Source organism: Comamonas aquatica, from assembly GCF_018064205.1.
GTDB lineage: Bacteria > Pseudomonadota > Gammaproteobacteria > Burkholderiales > Burkholderiaceae_C > Comamonas > Comamonas aquatica.
The window spans coordinates 873,907-889,877 of sequence record NZ_CP072916.1; the positions used below are offsets into that span (position 1 = coordinate 873,907).

At 67.4% G+C, this 15,971-nt stretch carries 18 protein-coding genes; 13 read left to right on the top strand and 5 right to left on the bottom strand.

What is annotated here, in order from left to right:
- Positions 1-8 precede the first annotated feature (8 nt).
- The 8 genes from KAQ61_RS04055 (at position 9) to KAQ61_RS04090 (ending at position 6,950) form a co-directional block, all read left to right on the top strand.
- The gene (locus tag KAQ61_RS04055) at positions 9-1,565 is read left to right on the top strand and encodes a fumarate hydratase (protein WP_042412171.1); all 1,557 of its coding nucleotides are present in this window, start codon (positions 9-11) and stop codon (positions 1,563-1,565) included.
- Positions 1,566-2,083: 518 nt separating this feature from the next.
- Positions 2,084-2,662 carry an NAD(P)H-dependent oxidoreductase gene (locus KAQ61_RS04060; RefSeq protein ID WP_210930579.1) on the top strand — a complete coding sequence of 193 codons (579 nt, stop codon included), beginning with the start codon at positions 2,084-2,086 and terminating at the stop codon, positions 2,660-2,662.
- A 119-nt stretch (positions 2,663-2,781) separates the two neighbouring features.
- Positions 2,782-3,030, top strand: coding sequence for a helix-hairpin-helix domain-containing protein (locus tag KAQ61_RS04065; protein ID WP_210930580.1), 249 nt, complete (start codon positions 2,782-2,784; stop codon positions 3,028-3,030).
- A gap of 7 nt (positions 3,031-3,037) precedes the next feature.
- A complete protein-coding gene (fosX, locus tag KAQ61_RS04070; protein ID WP_210930581.1) occupies positions 3,038-3,439 on the top strand; it encodes a FosX/FosE/FosI family fosfomycin resistance hydrolase in 402 nt (133 codons plus the stop codon).
- 181 nt (positions 3,440-3,620) lie between these two features.
- Entirely contained in the window at positions 3,621-4,229 is a 609-nt protein-coding gene (locus KAQ61_RS04075) for a DUF938 domain-containing protein (RefSeq protein WP_210930582.1), read from the top strand.
- Positions 4,230-4,431: 202 nt separating this feature from the next.
- Positions 4,432-5,163, top strand: coding sequence for a hypothetical protein (locus KAQ61_RS04080; protein ID WP_210930583.1), 732 nt, complete (start codon positions 4,432-4,434; stop codon positions 5,161-5,163).
- A gap of 66 nt (positions 5,164-5,229) precedes the next feature.
- Entirely contained in the window at positions 5,230-5,871 is a 642-nt protein-coding gene (locus KAQ61_RS04085; RefSeq protein WP_210930584.1) for a hypothetical protein, read from the top strand.
- Positions 5,868-6,950, top strand: a complete 1,083-nt coding sequence (locus tag KAQ61_RS04090) for a TerB family tellurite resistance protein (RefSeq protein WP_154163654.1) — start codon at positions 5,868-5,870, stop codon at positions 6,948-6,950. Before KAQ61_RS04085 ends, KAQ61_RS04090 begins: the two co-directional genes overlap by 4 nt.
- 17 nt (positions 6,951-6,967) lie before the next feature.
- Here KAQ61_RS04090 and KAQ61_RS04095 read toward each other — a convergent pair whose 3' ends face one another.
- Complete coding sequence (locus tag KAQ61_RS04095; RefSeq protein ID WP_210930585.1) at positions 6,968-8,689, bottom strand: methyl-accepting chemotaxis protein; 1,722 nt, start codon at positions 8,687-8,689, stop codon at positions 6,968-6,970.
- A 378-nt stretch (positions 8,690-9,067) separates the two neighbouring features.
- On the opposite strand from KAQ61_RS04095, the gene KAQ61_RS04100 reads away from it, so the two are divergent.
- On the top strand, positions 9,068-9,751 hold the full coding sequence (locus KAQ61_RS04100) for a c-type cytochrome (protein ID WP_210930586.1): 684 nt from the start codon (positions 9,068-9,070) through the stop codon (positions 9,749-9,751).
- 121 nt (positions 9,752-9,872) lie between these two features.
- Positions 9,873-10,766: a glutamate racemase gene (murI, locus tag KAQ61_RS04105; RefSeq protein WP_210930587.1), complete on the top strand. Its 894-nt coding sequence runs from the start codon at positions 9,873-9,875 to the stop codon at positions 10,764-10,766.
- 29 nt (positions 10,767-10,795) lie between these two features.
- Here murI and KAQ61_RS04110 read toward each other — a convergent pair whose 3' ends face one another.
- From KAQ61_RS04110 to KAQ61_RS04120, 3 genes are all read right to left on the bottom strand, one after another.
- Complete coding sequence (locus KAQ61_RS04110) at positions 10,796-11,206, bottom strand: hypothetical protein (protein WP_210930588.1); 411 nt, start codon at positions 11,204-11,206, stop codon at positions 10,796-10,798.
- Between the two features lie 257 nt (positions 11,207-11,463).
- Positions 11,464-12,225, bottom strand: coding sequence for a DNA/RNA non-specific endonuclease (locus KAQ61_RS04115; protein WP_420839406.1), 762 nt, complete (start codon positions 12,223-12,225; stop codon positions 11,464-11,466).
- Between the two features lie 181 nt (positions 12,226-12,406).
- Positions 12,407-12,841, bottom strand: coding sequence for an RNA-binding S4 domain-containing protein (locus tag KAQ61_RS04120; RefSeq protein WP_210930589.1), 435 nt, complete (start codon positions 12,839-12,841; stop codon positions 12,407-12,409).
- Positions 12,842-13,055: 214 nt separating this feature from the next.
- On the opposite strand from KAQ61_RS04120, the gene KAQ61_RS04125 reads away from it, so the two are divergent.
- Positions 13,056-13,622: a tripartite tricarboxylate transporter TctB family protein gene (locus tag KAQ61_RS04125; RefSeq protein WP_210930590.1), complete on the top strand. Its 567-nt coding sequence runs from the start codon at positions 13,056-13,058 to the stop codon at positions 13,620-13,622.
- Entirely contained in the window at positions 13,613-15,130 is a 1,518-nt protein-coding gene (locus KAQ61_RS04130; RefSeq protein ID WP_042413452.1) for a tripartite tricarboxylate transporter permease, read from the top strand. The genes KAQ61_RS04125 and KAQ61_RS04130 overlap by 10 nt, the downstream gene beginning before the upstream one ends.
- Positions 15,131-15,177: 47 nt before the next feature.
- Here the strand turns inward: KAQ61_RS04130 and KAQ61_RS04135 are convergent, their stop codons facing one another.
- Positions 15,178-15,483: a c-type cytochrome gene (locus KAQ61_RS04135; protein ID WP_043382243.1), complete on the bottom strand. Its 306-nt coding sequence runs from the start codon at positions 15,481-15,483 to the stop codon at positions 15,178-15,180.
- A gap of 104 nt (positions 15,484-15,587) precedes the next feature.
- Between KAQ61_RS04135 and KAQ61_RS04140 the strand changes: the two genes are divergently transcribed.
- On the top strand, positions 15,588-15,848 hold the full coding sequence (locus KAQ61_RS04140; protein WP_042413447.1) for a TIGR04438 family Trp-rich protein: 261 nt from the start codon (positions 15,588-15,590) through the stop codon (positions 15,846-15,848).
- Positions 15,849-15,971: the final 123 nt, after the last annotated feature.

Sequence of the window (15,971 nt, forward strand, 5' to 3'; positions counted from 1 at the left end):
GCTTCACGATGACGACCTCCATCCGCCAGCAGGACCTGATCGACTCGATCGCAGGTGCCCTGCAGTACATCAGCTACTACCACACACCGGATTTCATCCAGCATCTGGCCCGCGCCTACGAGCGCGAGCAAAGCCCTGCGGCCAAGGATGCGATGGCACAAATTCTGACCAACTCCAAGATGAGTGCCACCGGCCAGCGCCCCATCTGCCAGGACACCGGCATCGTCAACGTGTTCCTGAAGGTGGGTATGGACGTCAAGTGGGAAGGCTTCACCATGGGCCTGGAAGACGCCATCAACGAAGGCGTGCGCCGTGGCTACAACCACCCCGACAACACGCTGCGCGCGTCCGTGGTGGCTGACCCCCACTTCAAGCGCAAGAACACCAAGGACAACACCCCCGCCGTGATCAATGTGCAGATCGTGCCCGGCGACAAGGTGGACGTGACCGTGGCGGCCAAGGGCGGCGGCTCGGAAAACAAGTCCAAGATGATCATGATGAACCCCAGCGATTCCATTGTGGACTGGGTGCTCAAGACGGTTCCTGAAATGGGCGCAGGCTGGTGTCCCCCTGGCATGCTGGGCATCGGCATTGGCGGCACGGCGGAAAAGGCTGTCTTGCTGGCCAAGGAAAGCCTGATGGAAGACTTGAACATGTACGAGCTGCAGCAAAAGGCTGCCAGCGGTGCAGAGCTGGATGACGTGGAAAAGCTGCGTCTGGAGCTGTTCGAGAAGATCAACGCCCTGGGCATTGGCGCCCAAGGCCTGGGCGGCCTGACCACGGTGCTGGACGTCAAGATCAACATGTACCCCACGCACGCGGCCTCCAAGCCCGTGGCCATGATCCCCAACTGCGCCGCCACCCGCCACGCCCACTTCGTGATGGACGGCTCCGGCCCCGTGTACCTGGAAGCGCCTTCGCTGGACAGCTGGCCCAAGATCGACTGGGCGCCCGACTACAACAAGTCCAAGCGCGTGGACCTGAACACCCTGACCAAGGAAGAAGTCGCCAGCTGGAAGCCCGGTGACACCCTGCTGCTCAACGGCAAGATGCTGACCGGCCGCGATGCCGCCCACAAGCGCATCCAGGACATGCTGGCCAAGGGCGAAAAGCTGCCCGTGGACTTCACCAACCGCGTGATCTACTACGTCGGCCCCGTGGACCCCGTGCGCGACGAAGTGGTCGGCCCTGCCGGCCCCACCACCGCCACCCGCATGGACAAGTTCACCGAGATGATGCTGTCGCAGACCGGCCTGATCTCGATGATCGGCAAGTCCGAGCGTGGCCCCGTCGCCATCGAGGCCATCAAGAAGCACAAGAGCGCTTACCTGATGGCTGTGGGCGGCGCCGCCTACCTGGTGTCCAAGGCCATCAAGCAGGCCAAGGTGGTCGGCTTTGAAGACCTGGGCATGGAAGCTATCTATGAATTCGACGTGGTCGACATGCCCGTGACCGTGGCCGTGGATGCCGGCGGCACCAGCGCCCACATCACCGGCCCCGCGATCTGGAAGGAAAAGATCGCGACCGGCGAATTCAAGGGCATTGAAGTGGCCGCGGCCAAGTAAGCCTGTTTGGCTTGCTCCCTACGAACCGCCTTCGGGCGGTTTTTTCATGGGCGGGTGCTGGGGCTGTGTGGGTCGAGCATGTGGCGGCGGTGCAGGTCTGTGCCAGGCGGTCACCGGGTCGCCGCAGCGTCTGCCGATCACCATCGGCAGAGACAGTGGGGTCGCTCCTGCGTAGCGAAAGCGAGCACTGACGCGGACCGTGTGAGCCGTTGACAGCCCTCACAGGCGCTGATGGGGCAGGGTGCTGTGTCTGCGCCAGTGCCTGGCGTTGCCATGCGGGCGGGCCTTGTGCTGTACGGGCGTTTTGCCGATGATGCAGGCCGCACGGGTCGCCATGCACCGTGGCCAGGCTCGATGCCACCGGCCAGGACCGCACCGCGCCCCGGAGCCCTGTTGCGAGGGGGTTGCCGTGGCGGGCACACTGCCTAGTGCCTGCGCTGGAATCCGCATCCGCCAGCACTCCTGCGGGACGCGGTGTGCCACGCACAGGGGCTGTCCCTGGTCCTCTTTACCTGTCCATGCAAAAACGCATTCTTGTCATCATGGGGCACCCCGGCACGCAGAGCTTTTGCGCCAGCCTGGCGGATGCCTATGTCCAGGGCGCTACCGACGCCGGGCATGCCGTCCAGCGCATCGATGTGCGCGATCTGGTGTTCGACCCCATCTTGCATGAGGGTTACCGGCAGATCCAGGCGCTGGAGCCCGATTTGCTGGCTGCCCAGCAGGCGCTGAAGGAGGCTGACCATCTGGTGTTCATCTATCCCACCTGGTGGGGCGGTATGCCGGCCTTGCTGAAAGGCTTTTTTGACCGGGTGCTGCTGCCGGGTTTCGCGTTCAATTACCGGGCCAATTCCGTGTGGTGGGACAAGTACCTGACGGGCAAGTCGGCCCATGTCCTGACCACCATGGACACCCCGCCGTGGTACTTTCGGCTCTTCTACCGCAACCCCGGCAACAACCAGATGCGGCGCACCATCCTGGAGTTTTGCGGTATCCGGCCCGTACGCATCACCTGCATTGGCCGCGTGCACAATGCCCCAGCCAGCTGGACAGCCCGGTGGCTGGACAAGGCGGCCGCCTTCGGACGCCGCGCCTGAGGGGGGCAACACAGGCCGGAGATGGCGGGATATGTAGATGGGATGGAGGCTGCCGTGCGCCAGGGGCACCGCCACGGCAAGGGCGGCCGGCCCTGTGACTTTTTTTGAGAGGGAGAGGAATGCCTTTTTCGCTGGAAGAACGCCGGGCCTTGCTGGCCGTCAAGGGCGTGGGGCCCACGGTGATGGCACGGCTGGAACAGATGGGTTTTCAGACCCTGGCCCACCTGAGCAGGGCGAATGCCCTGGACATCACGGCCAAGGCTTCGGAGATCGTGGGGTCGAGCTGCTGGAAGAACAGCCCCCAGGCGCGGGCGGTGATCCAGGCGGCGATTGCCCTGGCGCAGTCGCGCCAAGGCCCCGGGCAGTGAGGCGCGCATGGCGGTCCTGGGCATCAGCCATCTGACGTTCATCGTGCGCGATGTGGAGCGCACGGCACGCCTGTTTGTCGAGGGCCTGGGGGCGACCGAGGTTTACGACAGCCAGGGGCGTAACTTCTCACTGTCGCGCGAAAAGTTCCTGCTGCTGGGCGGCGTGTGGCTGGCCTTCATGGAGGGCGAGCCGACGGCGCGCTCCTACCGCCATGTGGCGTTCGAGGTGGCCGAGGCCGATGTGCCCGCCTACGCCGCCGCCTTGCAGGCCCTGGGCGCCGAGATCCGCCCGGCGCGCCCGCGTGTTGAAGGCGAGGGCCTGTCGCTGTACTTCCATGACTACGACAACCACCTGTTCGAGCTGCATGCCGGCTCCCTGGCCCAGCGGCTGGCGCGTTATGCGCAGTGAAGTGCGCGCCGGGCAGTCCCCGGCGTGGCCGGCAGCCCGGCCGCAGGGCGCAGTCCCCGGGCCCTGCCGGGTGCCGTCACGGCTTTAAAAACAAGAGCTGTCAGCGCTTGTCCAGTCAGCGCCAGAGGCTGAAAACACCTGAAGCGTTCAATTCCAAAGGCTTCGTGCCAAGATGCGCGGCATGAGCCAAGTCTTCGCCCCCTCCTGCGCCAACAACCAGGCGCTGATCCTGGCCGTGCTGCAGCACGCGTTTGCCGACTGCACCCACGTGCTGGAAATCGGTAGCGGCACCGGCCAGCACAGCGTGTACTGTGCGCCGCGCCTGCCGCACCTGGTGTGGCAGACCAGCGATCTGCCCCAGCACCACGCCAGCATCCAGGCCTGGCATGCCGCAGAGCCCGCACCCAACCTGCGCGCACCGCTGGTGCTGGAGATCGGCGGTGCCACCGCCTGGCCACAGACGGATGACGGCCCCTTCGACGCTGTCTTCACCAGCAACACCTTGCACATCATGGGCTGGCCGCAGGTGCAGCAGCTGCTGGCGCTGGTGGGGCAGCAACTGCCACCTGGCGGGGTGCTGGCGGTGTACGGGCCGTTCAACTATGGCGGGCGTTACACCAGCGACGGCAACCGTGCCTTCGATGCCAGCCTGCGCGCGCGCGATGCAGCCAGCGGCCTGCGCGACCAGGAGGCCGTGGTGGCGCTGGCACAGCAGCAGGGGCTGCTGTTGCGCGATGACCACGCCATGCCGGCCAACAACCGCACCCTGGTGTTTGAGAAGCACGCTTGATAGCCATCCAGCCCTTGCCCAGCTTGCGCCAGATGCTCTGAATTCCGAATCGCTGGCAGGGCCGAGGGGCCTGGCAATTGTGATCAGTGGTAAATACCGTGCGTTGGCGCAGGCCTGCCCCTAAGATGCGAGCCTACAGGGGTCGGGACGTTGTCTGACAGCGCCCAGCCGGCCTGTGCAGGGATGGCACAAGGAGACGGGGATGGGAGTGACAACCACAATCAGTGTCGGGGTGTGGCTGCTGCTGGGCGCGGCGGTGCTGGCGCAGGCCCACACGCTGGAGCCTTTGCCCGCCGGCGTTTCCGCCGGGCAGGTGCTGGTACCGCAAGGGGTGTATGCCCACATCGATACGCGGCAGACCCAGGAAATGCTGCAGATCCTGACCCAGGGCAGCGCGGAGCAGCAGCAGGCTGCGCTGGAGCGCGTGCGTGCCGCGCCCGAGCGTTTCCAACCACCGGTGCTGTATGCGATGTCGCAGGTCTTGTTCAAGGCCAAGCTCTACCACGAGGCCGCGTTCTGGTTCTATGCCGGCCAGCTGCGTGCACGCTTCGATGTCAACCGTAGCACCGACCCCACGACCCGGCAGGCGGTCGATGCCTTGAACCAGACCTACGGCGCACCGATCAACCGCTATCTGTTCCAGGACCTGGACCGGGCCTTGGACCTGATCGCGAACGTTGTGGCCTGGGACCGCAAGACCCCCTACGACTACGATCCGCACTGGATCAACCTGCATGGCATGCAGGCCGTGCAGGCCGCGCGCGATCCGCAGTCGGCCGGGGCACGCACCGCGGCATCGCTGAGCCAGCCCCCCTCGGAGTGGGCAGCAATTGCCGAAAGAACGCGGGCCAAGTACCTCAAGAGCTTCCAGGACGCGATCACCGGCATGCAGGGCAAGCTGCCGCCCAGCCCACCGGCGCAGCCGTCCAGGTAAGGGTAAGGGCTGTTGGTGTCGACATCGGGCCGCTGGCAGCGGTGGTTGTGGCCGCCCGGGACGGTGGTGGCCAAAAAAATCTGGATCAGCTGGGTGCTGCTGGTCATGCTGGGGGCGCTGGTGCCTTTGCTGCTGCAGCGCAGCTTTGTGCCTAGTGCCGATTCCATGCGCGGGGCGCTGTATCTGTCGATCGCCCTGTTGCCGGTGCATGGCCTGTGGCTGTGGCGCCTGCGGGCACGCGGCGCCTGGGCGCCGTCTGGCCCCTGGCTGACCTATGGACCGGTCAAGCGCTGGGCCATGGGCGTGCTGGTGCTGGTGTTCTGTGCCGCCATCTTGTGGATCGACCTGGCCATCACCCTGCCCAGTCTGTACACGCGGCTGTGGGGCGTGCCCAGCCAGCAGGCCACGCAGGTGCAGCCCCACCGCAGCAGCGCCAAGCACAGCTGCCGCCACCAGCTGAAGATCGAGGGCATCCGGTTTCCGCTGTTCGAGTTCTGCATCGACGCCGAGCAGTTGGCGCAGTGGCCCGCCCAGCCCCTGCCGGCCACCGTGCTGCTGCGGCGTTCTGCCCTGGGCATGGAAGTGCTGGGCCTGCGCCTGGTGCGGCCGGCGCCCCCATCCACTGATGACCCCGAGCCGGGGAACCCGCAGGCCGCTGCGGCACTCCAACCCGCTTTGCCGACACCATCCTTGCAGGGAGCACCATGACACACGACGAAATCCGCGCCACCTTGACCTTGTGCCTGCTGGCCTCGTTTGCCGATGGCGAAAAACACGAGCGCGAGCGCGAGCAGATCCGCCAGGTGGCCGAAGGTCTGGCGGGTGCACAGGGCGTCAACCTGCCCGGCCTGTACCAGGAGGTGCTGCTGCGCCGCGTGGACCTGGCCTCGGCCGCGGCGCGCCTGACCAGCCGCGAGGCCCGGCAACTGGCCTATGAAATGGCGGTGTGCGTGTGCGACGCCGACGGCCACACCAGCCCCAAGGAAGATGCATTTCTGGCCCAGCTGCGCCAGGCCTTGGGCCTGGCCGGCGCTGGCGCTGCGACCCAGGCGGTATCCATCGCTCCTGCAACCGTAGCTGCTGGCGCAGCTGTGGCGGGCGTTGGTGCCGGCTTTGATGCCCAGGCCCGTGCCGTGGCCGATGCCCCGTTGCAGGCCGCCGCCCCCGAGGCCGGCATCCAGCTGCCCGCCGGGGCCAGCGTGCCGCATCCGGCGGCGGTTGACGCCCTGCCCAGCACGGCGGCACAACGCCGCCCCGGCGCGCTGCCGGCCGCCGAGATGGACAGTAAGATCCTCAAGGCCGCCATCCTGAACGGCGCCATCGAGCTGCTGCCCGAGAACCTGTCCACCCTGGCCATCATTCCGCTGCAGATGCGTCTGGTCTACCAGATCGGCCAGAGCTATGGCTACGAGCTGGACCGTGGTCACATCAAGGACCTGCTGGCCGCGCTGGGCGTGGGTCTGACCTCGCAGTACCTGGAAGAGGCCGGGCGCAAGCTGCTGGGGGGGCTGCTGGGCAAGGCGGGCAAGGGCATCTTCGGCGGCCTGGGCAAGCAGGCCGTCAGCAGCGGCATGAGCTTTGCCAGCACTTATGCCCTGGGGCATGTGGCCAACCAGTACTACGCGGGCGGGCGCCAGCTGTCGACCGACATGCTCAAGGACGCCTACCAGCACGTGATGCAGGATGGCCGCCAACTGCAGGCCCGCTACCTGCCGCAGATGCAGGACACCGCACGCGGGCTGAACACGGCCAAGATCCTGTCCATGGTGCGCGGCGGCGGCGTCTGATTCGGCGCCGGCATGCCCTAGTCCTGCAGCGCGCTGGCGGCGTGCCGCTGTGCCGGGGCGGCCGCTAGCGCCACCACCCGGGGCAGGGGGGCGGCGTGCAGGCCCAGGCTGTGCGGCCCCGTGGCGGTCTGCGGGGGCCGTGCGGCTGGTGCAGCCGGTGTCGCCGCCGGCGTTTGCGGCACGGCCTGACCGGCCGTGTGCGGATGCACCTTGAAACGCTGCACCAGGGTGCGCAACTGCTCGGACTGCTCGCGCAGGCTGTGCGCGGCGGCGGCACTTTCTTCGACCAGGGCGGCATTCTGCTGGGTCATCTGGTCCAGTGCGCCGACGGCCTCGTTCACCTGGGCCACACCATCGCGCTGCTCGGCCGCATTGGTGTTGATGGTCTGCATGACCTGGGTGACGCGCTGGATGGACTGCACCACCTCGTCCATGGTGCTGCCCGCGTCCTGCACCAGGCGCGCGCCGTCGGCCATGCGGCTGACGGAGTCCTGGATCAGCAGCTTGATTTCCTTGGCGGCCTGCGCGCTGCGCTGGGCCAGGGTGCGGACTTCGCTGGCGACCACGGCAAAGCCGCGGCCCTGCTCGCCGGCGCGGGCGGCCTCCACAGCGGCGTTCAGTGCCAGGATGTTGGTCTGAAAGGCAATGCCATCGATCACGCCGATGATGTCGGCAATCTGCTGGCTGCGGCTGTGGATGTCGGTCATGGTGCTCACCACCTCGCTGACCACGGCCCCGCCGCGCTGCGCCACGCCCGAAGCCTGGTGGGCCAGTCCGGCAGCCTGCTGGGCGCTGGCGGCCGTGGCCTGCAGGGTCTGGGTGAGCTGCATCATGGCGGCGGCGGCCTGCTGCAGGTGGCTGGCCGTGACCTCGGTGCGCTGCGACAGGTCCTGGTTGCCCGAGGCGATTTCGCCGCTGGCCACCGTGATGGCATCGCCGCTGTCGCGCACGTCGTCAATCATCGCCGAGAGGCTGTGGCTCATGTGCTCCAGCGATTGCAGCAGCTGTCCGAATTCATCGTAGCGCGGCTGGTCGAAGCGGGTGCGCAGGTCGCCGGCGGCAATCTGCTCGGCCACCTGGTTGGCGGCGCGCAGGGCGCGGCGGATGCTGCCAATCAGCAGGTAGGCGCCCACGGCCACGCCCAGCAGCAGGAACACCATGTTCAGCGCGGCCGCCTTGACCACGCCCTGGCGTGCAGCGCCCATGTCGGCGCGCATCTCGGCCAGGCGCTGGGCCTGCTGGTGCACATAGGCCGCCAGCGCCTGGGCGTAGGCATCGGCCGCCTGGCGGTAGCTGCTGCGCGCGGCCTGGCGTGCGGCATCCAGCTGGCCGCTGGCCTGCAACTGCCCCGCCTGGTCGCCTGCGGCCTGCAGCGCCTGGCGCAACTGGGCCAGCTGCTGCAAGGCGGCCTGGTCCTGGCGGTCCAGGCTGCTGGCCTGCAGGGCCTGCTGCAGGCCGTCGATGGCCCGGTGGGTGGCGGCGATGTGCGCGCCCAGGTCGGCCGCATCCTGGGCCTCGCTGCTGAGCAGCGCCGCCTGAGTGCGCACGATGTTGACCTGCGAGAGCGCGCTCCATTGCGAGGCCTGGTCCAGGCGCTGCGACAGCAGGCTGTCCTGCTGGTTGAAGCGGCGCTGGTGGGCGGCCGAGTTGTAGCCGGCATGGCCGACGATGAGGATGGCGCCCAGCACGATGCTGGCAACACCGAGCCATAGCTTCTGAGTCACACCGATGTGCTTCATTGCAGCCCCTTGGGTCTGGTCGTGGGGTGGCCGTCGCAGGGCGGGGCCACGTGATGGTTGGCGTTGCGGGTGAGGTCGTACCGTGCGCACGGCGCGGGTGGGCGGTGGCACCGGCAGGCTGCGCCAGGGGTGCTGGGCGGCTGCAGTGGTGAAAAAGCACGACCGTTCGAAATGCTAGTTGAAACCAGATGTGAATGCTTTCGTATTGGGACATACGCGCATTGCTGGCACCGCCGGTTGGGTGGCGAGAACGCCTGGGGCGGGGTTTGGCAAGCCCCGAAATCAAGCTTTGCGCAGCTTGTGGCGCAGACGGTTTTCGCCCGGGGATGTGCAGATAATGGGCCGCATCCCATCCCGATGCCCGCTGTGGATCCACCCATGCATTTGCGCTTTCTCGCCCCACTGCACGTCTGTCTCAAGCTTGCCCTGCGTGCCGTCTGCCTCTGTGCCGTGGTTGCAACGGCGGTGCAGGCGCAGCCCGCGAAGTCCATCACCCAGGACGAGCTGCAGGCCCGTTTGCAGGAGGCCAAGGCCCAGCCGGAACTGGGGCATAAGCTCTACACGCTGGGCCGCAAGGTGGCGGCGGTGTGTGCGAATTGCCACGCCGACCAGAACGGCAAGGCGATTCTGGAAGTGCCTTATCTGGATGGACAGAACCCCGCCTACCTGGTCGAGCAGATCCGCCAGTTCTCCCAGGGGCTGCGCAAGAACACCTTCATGGAAGGCATCCTGAAAGCCATGAGCCGCGACGAGATGGTGGGCATGGTGCTGTTCTACGAAAAAGAGCCCCTGCCGGCGCGGCCACCCAAGGACGCGGCCCTGGTAGCACAAGGCAAGGCCTACTTCGAGCGCATCTGCGTCAACTGCCATGGCACCGACGGGCGTGGCAACGAGCGCCTGCCGCGCATCGCCGGCCAGCACACCGGCTATGTGCAGATGACGCTGACGCGCTACCGCGAAGGCAGCCGCGTGCGTTCGGACCCGAACATGGCCTTCGTGACCAAGGGCATGAGCGACCAGGACATCCGGGCCGTGGCGTCCTACCTGGCGACCATGCCCTAGCCACGGGCCTGCGTGCAGGCCCTGCCCGCCTGGCCGCAGGGGCTTGTGGCCCCGCGCTGCGGCGCGGCCGGGCACCGCGGGTGCATACTGGGCACCCATCTGATTTGTGTCCGAACTTTCCATGACTGTGGCTGCTGCGCCAATTGGCGTTTTTGACAGCGGGATCGGGGGTCTCAGCGTGCTGCAAGCGCTGCGCCACGAGTTGCCGCACGAGCATTTTGTCTACCTGGCCGACAGCGGCAACGCCCCCTACGGCGAGCGGGGCGATGCCTTTGTGCAGGCGCGCACGCACGCCATCGCGCAGTACCTGCGCGAGCGCCATGGCATCAAGGCCCTGGTGATTGCCTGCAACACCGCCACGGCGGCGGCGGTCGAGTCGCTGCGCATGGCCATGCCGGACCTGCCGTTGATCGGCGTGGAGCCGGCCATCAAGCCGGCGGCACTGTCCAGCCAGACCCATCAGGTGGGGGTGATGGCCACGCGCGGCACGGTGGAAAGCCGGCGCTTTCACAAGCTGCTGCAGGAGCACGGCCAAGGGGTGCAGTTTCAGGTGCAGGCCTGCGATGGGCTGGCGCGCGCGATCGAGCAAAGCGCGCTGCAAGCCTCCGCAGCGGTGGATGGCGAGACTTCAGAAATTGAAGCACTGTGCGACCGCTACACGAAGGCTTTGGGGCATTTCGGCCTGAAAACGGGTGAGATGGACACCCTGGTGCTGGGTTGCACCCACTACATCTTCATCAAGGACGAGCTGCGGGCCCTGCTGGGCCCTGATGTGCAGTTGATCGACACCGGCGCCCCCGTGGCGCGGCAGACCCGCCGCCTGCTGGCCCAGGCCGGCCACCTGCGTGCCGAGCCCGGCGAGGCCGCAGCCCTGGCGGGGGCCGAACAGATCCAGCTGATGACCACGGGCAGCGTGCCCGCTTTGCAGGCCGCCGCCGCCCGCTGGCTGGCACTGCCCGTCAGCTGCTGCGCCAGTGTGGCGGTGCCGGATCTGACCGCGCCCGCTGCGCTGTAGCTGCTGGGGCCGGTTGCCTTTCTTATTGCTCAAAAAACGGAGCTGCCAGCGCTGGTTTCATCAGCGCTGGGGAAGGTTTTTACCCTTAATCCATGCGCGCGCCAGTAGGGTCGGCTGATGACCACGGGCAGTCCGTCCGTTTTGCAGGCCGCCGTCGCCCGCTGGCTGGCTAGCTGGCGCTGCCCGCCAACTGTTGTGCGAGCGTGGCAGTGCCGGATTTGACCGCGCCCGCGGCGCTGTAAGTGCCTGGACCGACTGCCTTGCTGTGTTCTCAAAAAGCAGAGCTGCCAGCGCTGAATCCATAGTGGCTGGAGGTGGATTTCACCCTCAATCCATGCAAGCACCAGCAGGGCCGGCGGATGACCATGGGCAGCCTGCCCTTTTTGCAGGCCGCCGCCCGCTGGCTGGCTGGCGTTGCCCGCCAGCTGCTGCGCCAGCATGGCGGTGCCGCACCTGACCGCGCCCGTTGTGCTGTGGGTGCCTGCACCAGTTGCCTTAATGGGTTTTTAAAAAAGCAGAGCTACCAGCGCTTGCTGCATGCGCGCTAGAGCTGGTTTTGATTTCCAACCTCTGGGGACCTCGGCAGAGCTGACGGCCTTAGGTTCTCGAAAAGCAGAGCTGTCAGCACTGGCTAAATAAAGGTTGGAGGCAGTTTTAGCTCCCAAGCACAGCGGACACCGGCGGAGCCGGCCCCGGCTCACTGGGGGTGCACGCCGGGCAGGAAGTCGATGCCGGTGCGCTGCACCAGCTCGGCGTAGCTGATGGGCTTGCTCACGCGGGCGTCGTCGCGGTTGGCCTGCCAGTGGGCCCAGGCGCGGTTGGTGCTGGCGTCGTAGACCAACTTGTACAGGTAGCTGGGCACGGCCACGTGGTTGTCGCCCACGGTGCCGGGCTGTCCCTCGTACACCGGACCGGTGATGATGAAGACATCGCCCTGGGCGCGGCTGGCGTAGTGGCGCGTGTCCTTTTCAATCCGGGCCCAGGGGCCGCTGTTTTGCTTGACGGACTGGGGCACCATGTTGGCCAGCGAAAAGCTTTGCGCCATGGCCTGGGCCGTGGGCATGTCGGCCGCCGGGGCCATGTGGCCGCGCGAATAGCCGGAGCCCTTGTAGTCGTTCAGCTCGGCGCGCTCGGCCCGGGGCAGGCGGGCGTCGGCAAAAAATTTGTTGGTGCGCTTTTCGTCGGCGTCGTCCACCAGGGAGCGGTTCATGCGCTGGGCCACGAACATCGGGGTGCGGGTGTTGCCGTTGTGCAGGATGGCAAACGCGTCGTAGCACAGATCGCGCAGCTTGGGCTGGGCCGCGACGGCCGGGGGCTGGCCGGCGGCAAAGAACTGCCGGCAGTCCTGAAAGCCGGCACGGGTGGCCTGGGCCGCGGGGGCCGGGGCGGCCGATCCTGGGCGGGCGGGCGCAGGGGCCTGGCTGGCGGTGGGGGAAGAGTTGCCCAGACAGGCGGTCAGCAGGGCTGCCCCCAGCACGGAGGTGGCCCAGGCGCGTGCACTGCGCGCCGAAAACTTGTCGAAAATCACTGGAATCCCTTGCTGCCCCTAAGGCAGGTGTTCATCTATCAATAGCAAGGATTGGAGCAGTTTTCGACAAAAGGTTCCGATGAATGGTTATCGGTGAGGCAGGGATCGCGGATTAATTGCCATCCCAGCTGGCGCTCCAGCGGTCGTCCCAGCTATGGCGCGCGCGTTCGATGTCACGGCGGTCACGCTTGGTGGGGCGGCCGTCGTGGTGCTGGGCAATGCTGGCGGCCGGCTCGGGTGCCAGGCGGCGTTCCTCGGCCAGGCGTGCGCGCTCGGCCAGGCTGTCGGCGGTTTCACGGTACAGCTGTTGCGCCACCGAGGCCGGGCCGCGCATTGCGCTCAGGCCCAGCACCTGCACCGTGCGGGGCACCTGCCCCTGGCGCAGGGCAATGGTGTCGCCCACGCGCACTTCGCGCGAGGCCTTGGCCGCCGCCTGGTTCACCGTCACGCGGCCCTTGCTGATCTGTTCCACGGCCAGGCTGCGGGTCTTGTAAAAACGCGCCGCCCACAGCCATTTGTCCAGTCGCATGGAAGAAATTTCACTCATGCGTTGATTGTCGGGGATACCGTGTGGGCTGGGGAGGGCGGTCAGGCCCGCCGTGCATGGCAATCCGGGTTTTTACCGGCTGTGCCGGGGCCGATGGACGGGATGATGCGGCAGCCCCGCAAGCTTGATCCTGCGCAGAATCCCGGGTGCCCGCTGGTGGCAGCCTGTGGGCGGGCGTAGGCTGGGCGGTGGAACCAAGATCAGAGGCTTTGATATGACACAAGAGGGTGCTGTGCCAGTGGCACAGCCTGGGTCGGACGGTGCGCCGCAGGGCGCCCGCCGGCAGGTGGAGGTGGGACAGGTGGCCGTAGGGGGCGCGGTGGCGCTGCTTGCCCTGGCATTGGCCTGGGGCGGTGGGGCATTGCCCGCCGTGGCGCTGGCGGCCGACGATGGCGGGCCGCGCTTGCTGCCCTGGCTGTGTGCCGGCGTGCTGCTGCTGTGCGGCCTGTGGCTGGTGTGGGAGGCCTGGCAGGGGGGCTGGCGCCAGATGCCGCCGTCCAGCGGCGGGCGCCCGCAGATCACCGCGGCGGTCTGGGTGGTGGCCGGGCTGCTGTTGCCAGCCCAGCTGATCACGCAGGCCGGGTTTGTGCCGGCTGCGGCGCTGGGCTATGTGCTGGCGGTGCAGGGCCTGCGCCGTGCCGACCGGCCGGGTGAAGGGCTGCGGGCCCGGCGCCTGGCGGCGGACCTGGGCGGGGGCGTGCTGGTGGCAGGCGGTGTCTATCTGCTGTTCACCCGCGTGATGGGCGTGACGCTGCCGGGCGGGAGTTGGCCATGGATGTGATGCACGCCTTGTGGCAAGGGCTGGTGCTGGCCAGCACGCCGGAGCACCTGATGTTCGCCCTGGCGGGCTGCCTGCTGGGCACGGCCCTGGGGGTGCTGCCGGGGTTCGGCCCCTCGGTGGCGGTAGCGCTGTTGCTGCCCATGACCTTCCATGTGGGCATCACCGAGGCCTTCATCTTCTTCATCGCGATTGCCTGCGGGGGCATGTACGGCGGCTCCACGGCCTCCATCCTGCTCAACACCCCCGGGGAAAGCGCCAGCATGGTGACGGCCATGGAAGGGCACCGCATGGCCCTGAATGGCCGCGCGGGCGTGGCGCTGGCCACGGCGGCGATCGGCTCGTTCATTGCCGGCACCCTGGCGTCGCTGCTGGTGGTGTGGGTGGCGCCCTGGGTGGCCGGGGTGGCCCAGGGGCTGGGCCATGCTGAGACCTTCATGCTGATGGTGCTGGCCTTCGGGGCGGTCAGCGCGGCCGTCGGCAAGAGCACGCTGCGCGGGGTGACGGCCTTGTTCGTGGGACTGGCGCTGGCCTGTGTGGGCGTGGAATCTGTCAGTGGCGTGGAGCGGTTGACCGGTGGCTGGCCGGCACTGACGGACGGGGTGGACATGGTGCTGGTGGCGGTGGGCCTGTTTGTCGTGGGGGAGGTGCTGTATTCGGCCCTGTACGAGCGGCGGGTGCACACCACCCTCAACACCGTGGGGCGCTTGCGCATGTCCCGCCTGGACTGGAAGCGCTCCTGGCGCCCCTGGCTGCGCGGTACGGTGATCGGCACACCGTTTGGCTGCGTGCCCGTGGGGGGCATCGACATGCCGACCTATGTGAGCTACGCCGCCGAGCGCTACATGGTGCGCCCGGCCTACCGCGAGGAGTTCGGCCGCGAAGGGGCGATCGAGGGGGTGGCCGGGCCCGAGGCCGCCAACAACGCCACAGTGACGGCGGCACTGATTCCGCTGCTGACCATGGGCATTCCCACCAGCAACACCACGGCGGTGATGCTGGGGGCCTTCAACAACTACGGCGTGTTCCCCGGGCACCAGCTGTTTGGCAGCGGCCAGGTGCTGGTGTGGACGCTGATTGGCTCCCTGTTCATCGGCAACCTGATGCTGCTGGTGCTGAACCTGCCCATGGTGCGCATGTGGACCTGGATGCTGCGCATTCCGCGGCCCCAGCTGTATGCCACCATGCTGGTGCTGGCCGCCGCCGGGGTGTATGGCATGCGGCACAGCACGGTCGACTTGTTGCTGCTGTTCGGCTTTGGCCTGCTGGGGGTGGTCATGCGGCGCTTCGACTTTCCCTTCACCCCCCTGGTGGTGGGGCTGGCCCTGGGGCCGCAGGCCGAAGTGCAGTTGCGCCAGGCCCTGGCCGTGGGGCATGGCAGCTTCAGCATCTTTGTGACGCGCCCCGGTTCGCTGGCGCTGCTGGTGATTGCGTTGCTGCTGGTCGTCATGCCACGCCTGCTGCAAGGCTGGGCCCAGCGGCGCATGGCCCAGGCGCGCGAGCTGGAATGAAAAAAGCCACCGCTGGCGGTGGCTTTCTGTGTGGGTGTGGCCCGGGCTTATTTCAGGCCCAGGATCCAGGTGGCCAGCTTCTGCGCCTCGGCCTCGCTGACCTGGTTGTTGGCCGGCATGGGGATGGGGCCCCAGACGCCGCTGCCGCCCTTGACGATCTTGGCGGCCAGCTTGTTCACGGCATCGCCCTGTCCGGCGTATTTGTTGGCCACGTCCTTGTACGACGGCCCCACCAGCTTCTTCTCCACCGCATGGCAGGCCATGCAGTTCTTGGCCGTGGCCAGTGCCTGATCGGCCAGCGCGGGGGCGGCCACCGCCAGAGTCATCGCCAGGGTGATCAAAGAACGCTTCATCGCTACACTTTCTTCTGGTTGGAGGGGTGCTGTCCATTTTAGGTGCAGCGTCATCCGGGTGGGGCTGCCGTGTGTGAACGCGCGGTGAACAGGAGTGACAAAACATGTGGCTGTTAACAATTGCGGCGGTGCTGGCGGTGTGCAAGGTGCTGGCGTTCCTGGGGATGCTGGAGGTGGCGTGGCTGGTCGCCCTGTCGTGGTGGTGGGTGATCGGCGCGTTCGTGCTGACCGCGGCCTGGTTCGCCTATGCCGACCATTCCGGGCTGAGCAGCCGCAAGGCCATGGAGCAGCTGGCCCGGCGCAAGCAAGACCGCCTGGAGGCGCAGCGCGACCTGCTGCGCAACCGCACGCGGCGCAAGCGCTGAGGGCAGGGGTCGCAAATCGCGACGCCTGGGGCCGCTGGCCTGCGGGGCATCACGTACCTGTCGATGGACGGTGGTGGGCGATAATGGTGCGATGGGCTTTCGACAGCCTTGAGACACCAACCA

Excerpts from the sequence above, each read along its gene's own strand:
- KAQ61_RS04130 (WP_042413452.1), top strand. The coding sequence starts at position 13,613 with ATGGATGTGATGCACGCCTTGTGGCAAGGGCTGGTGCTGGCCAGCACG.
- murI (WP_210930587.1), top strand. The coding sequence starts at position 9,873 with ATGACTGTGGCTGCTGCGCCAATTGGCGTTTTTGACAGCGGGATCGGG.
- KAQ61_RS04055 (WP_042412171.1), top strand. The coding sequence starts at position 9 with ATGACGACCTCCATCCGCCAGCAGGACCTGATCGACTCGATCGCAGGT.
- KAQ61_RS04100 (WP_210930586.1), top strand. The coding sequence starts at position 9,068 with ATGCATTTGCGCTTTCTCGCCCCACTGCACGTCTGTCTCAAGCTTGCC.
- KAQ61_RS04090 (WP_154163654.1), top strand. The coding sequence starts at position 5,868 with ATGACACACGACGAAATCCGCGCCACCTTGACCTTGTGCCTGCTGGCC.
- KAQ61_RS04065 (WP_210930580.1), top strand. The coding sequence starts at position 2,782 with ATGCCTTTTTCGCTGGAAGAACGCCGGGCCTTGCTGGCCGTCAAGGGC.
- KAQ61_RS04060 (WP_210930579.1), top strand. The coding sequence starts at position 2,084 with ATGCAAAAACGCATTCTTGTCATCATGGGGCACCCCGGCACGCAGAGC.
- KAQ61_RS04140 (WP_042413447.1), top strand. The coding sequence starts at position 15,588 with ATGTGGCTGTTAACAATTGCGGCGGTGCTGGCGGTGTGCAAGGTGCTG.
- KAQ61_RS04135 (WP_043382243.1), bottom strand. The coding sequence starts at position 15,483 with ATGAAGCGTTCTTTGATCACCCTGGCGATGACTCTGGCGGTGGCCGCC.
- KAQ61_RS04110 (WP_210930588.1), bottom strand. The coding sequence starts at position 11,206 with ATGCTGGCGCAGCAGCTGGCGGGCAACGCCAGCCAGCCAGCGGGCGGC.
- KAQ61_RS04125 (WP_210930590.1), top strand. The coding sequence starts at position 13,056 with ATGACACAAGAGGGTGCTGTGCCAGTGGCACAGCCTGGGTCGGACGGT.
- KAQ61_RS04080 (WP_210930583.1), top strand. The coding sequence starts at position 4,432 with ATGGGAGTGACAACCACAATCAGTGTCGGGGTGTGGCTGCTGCTGGGC.
- KAQ61_RS04095 (WP_210930585.1), bottom strand. The coding sequence starts at position 8,689 with ATGAAGCACATCGGTGTGACTCAGAAGCTATGGCTCGGTGTTGCCAGC.
- fosX (WP_210930581.1), top strand. The coding sequence starts at position 3,038 with ATGGCGGTCCTGGGCATCAGCCATCTGACGTTCATCGTGCGCGATGTG.
- KAQ61_RS04120 (WP_210930589.1), bottom strand. The coding sequence starts at position 12,841 with ATGAGTGAAATTTCTTCCATGCGACTGGACAAATGGCTGTGGGCGGCG.
- KAQ61_RS04075 (WP_210930582.1), top strand. The coding sequence starts at position 3,621 with ATGAGCCAAGTCTTCGCCCCCTCCTGCGCCAACAACCAGGCGCTGATC.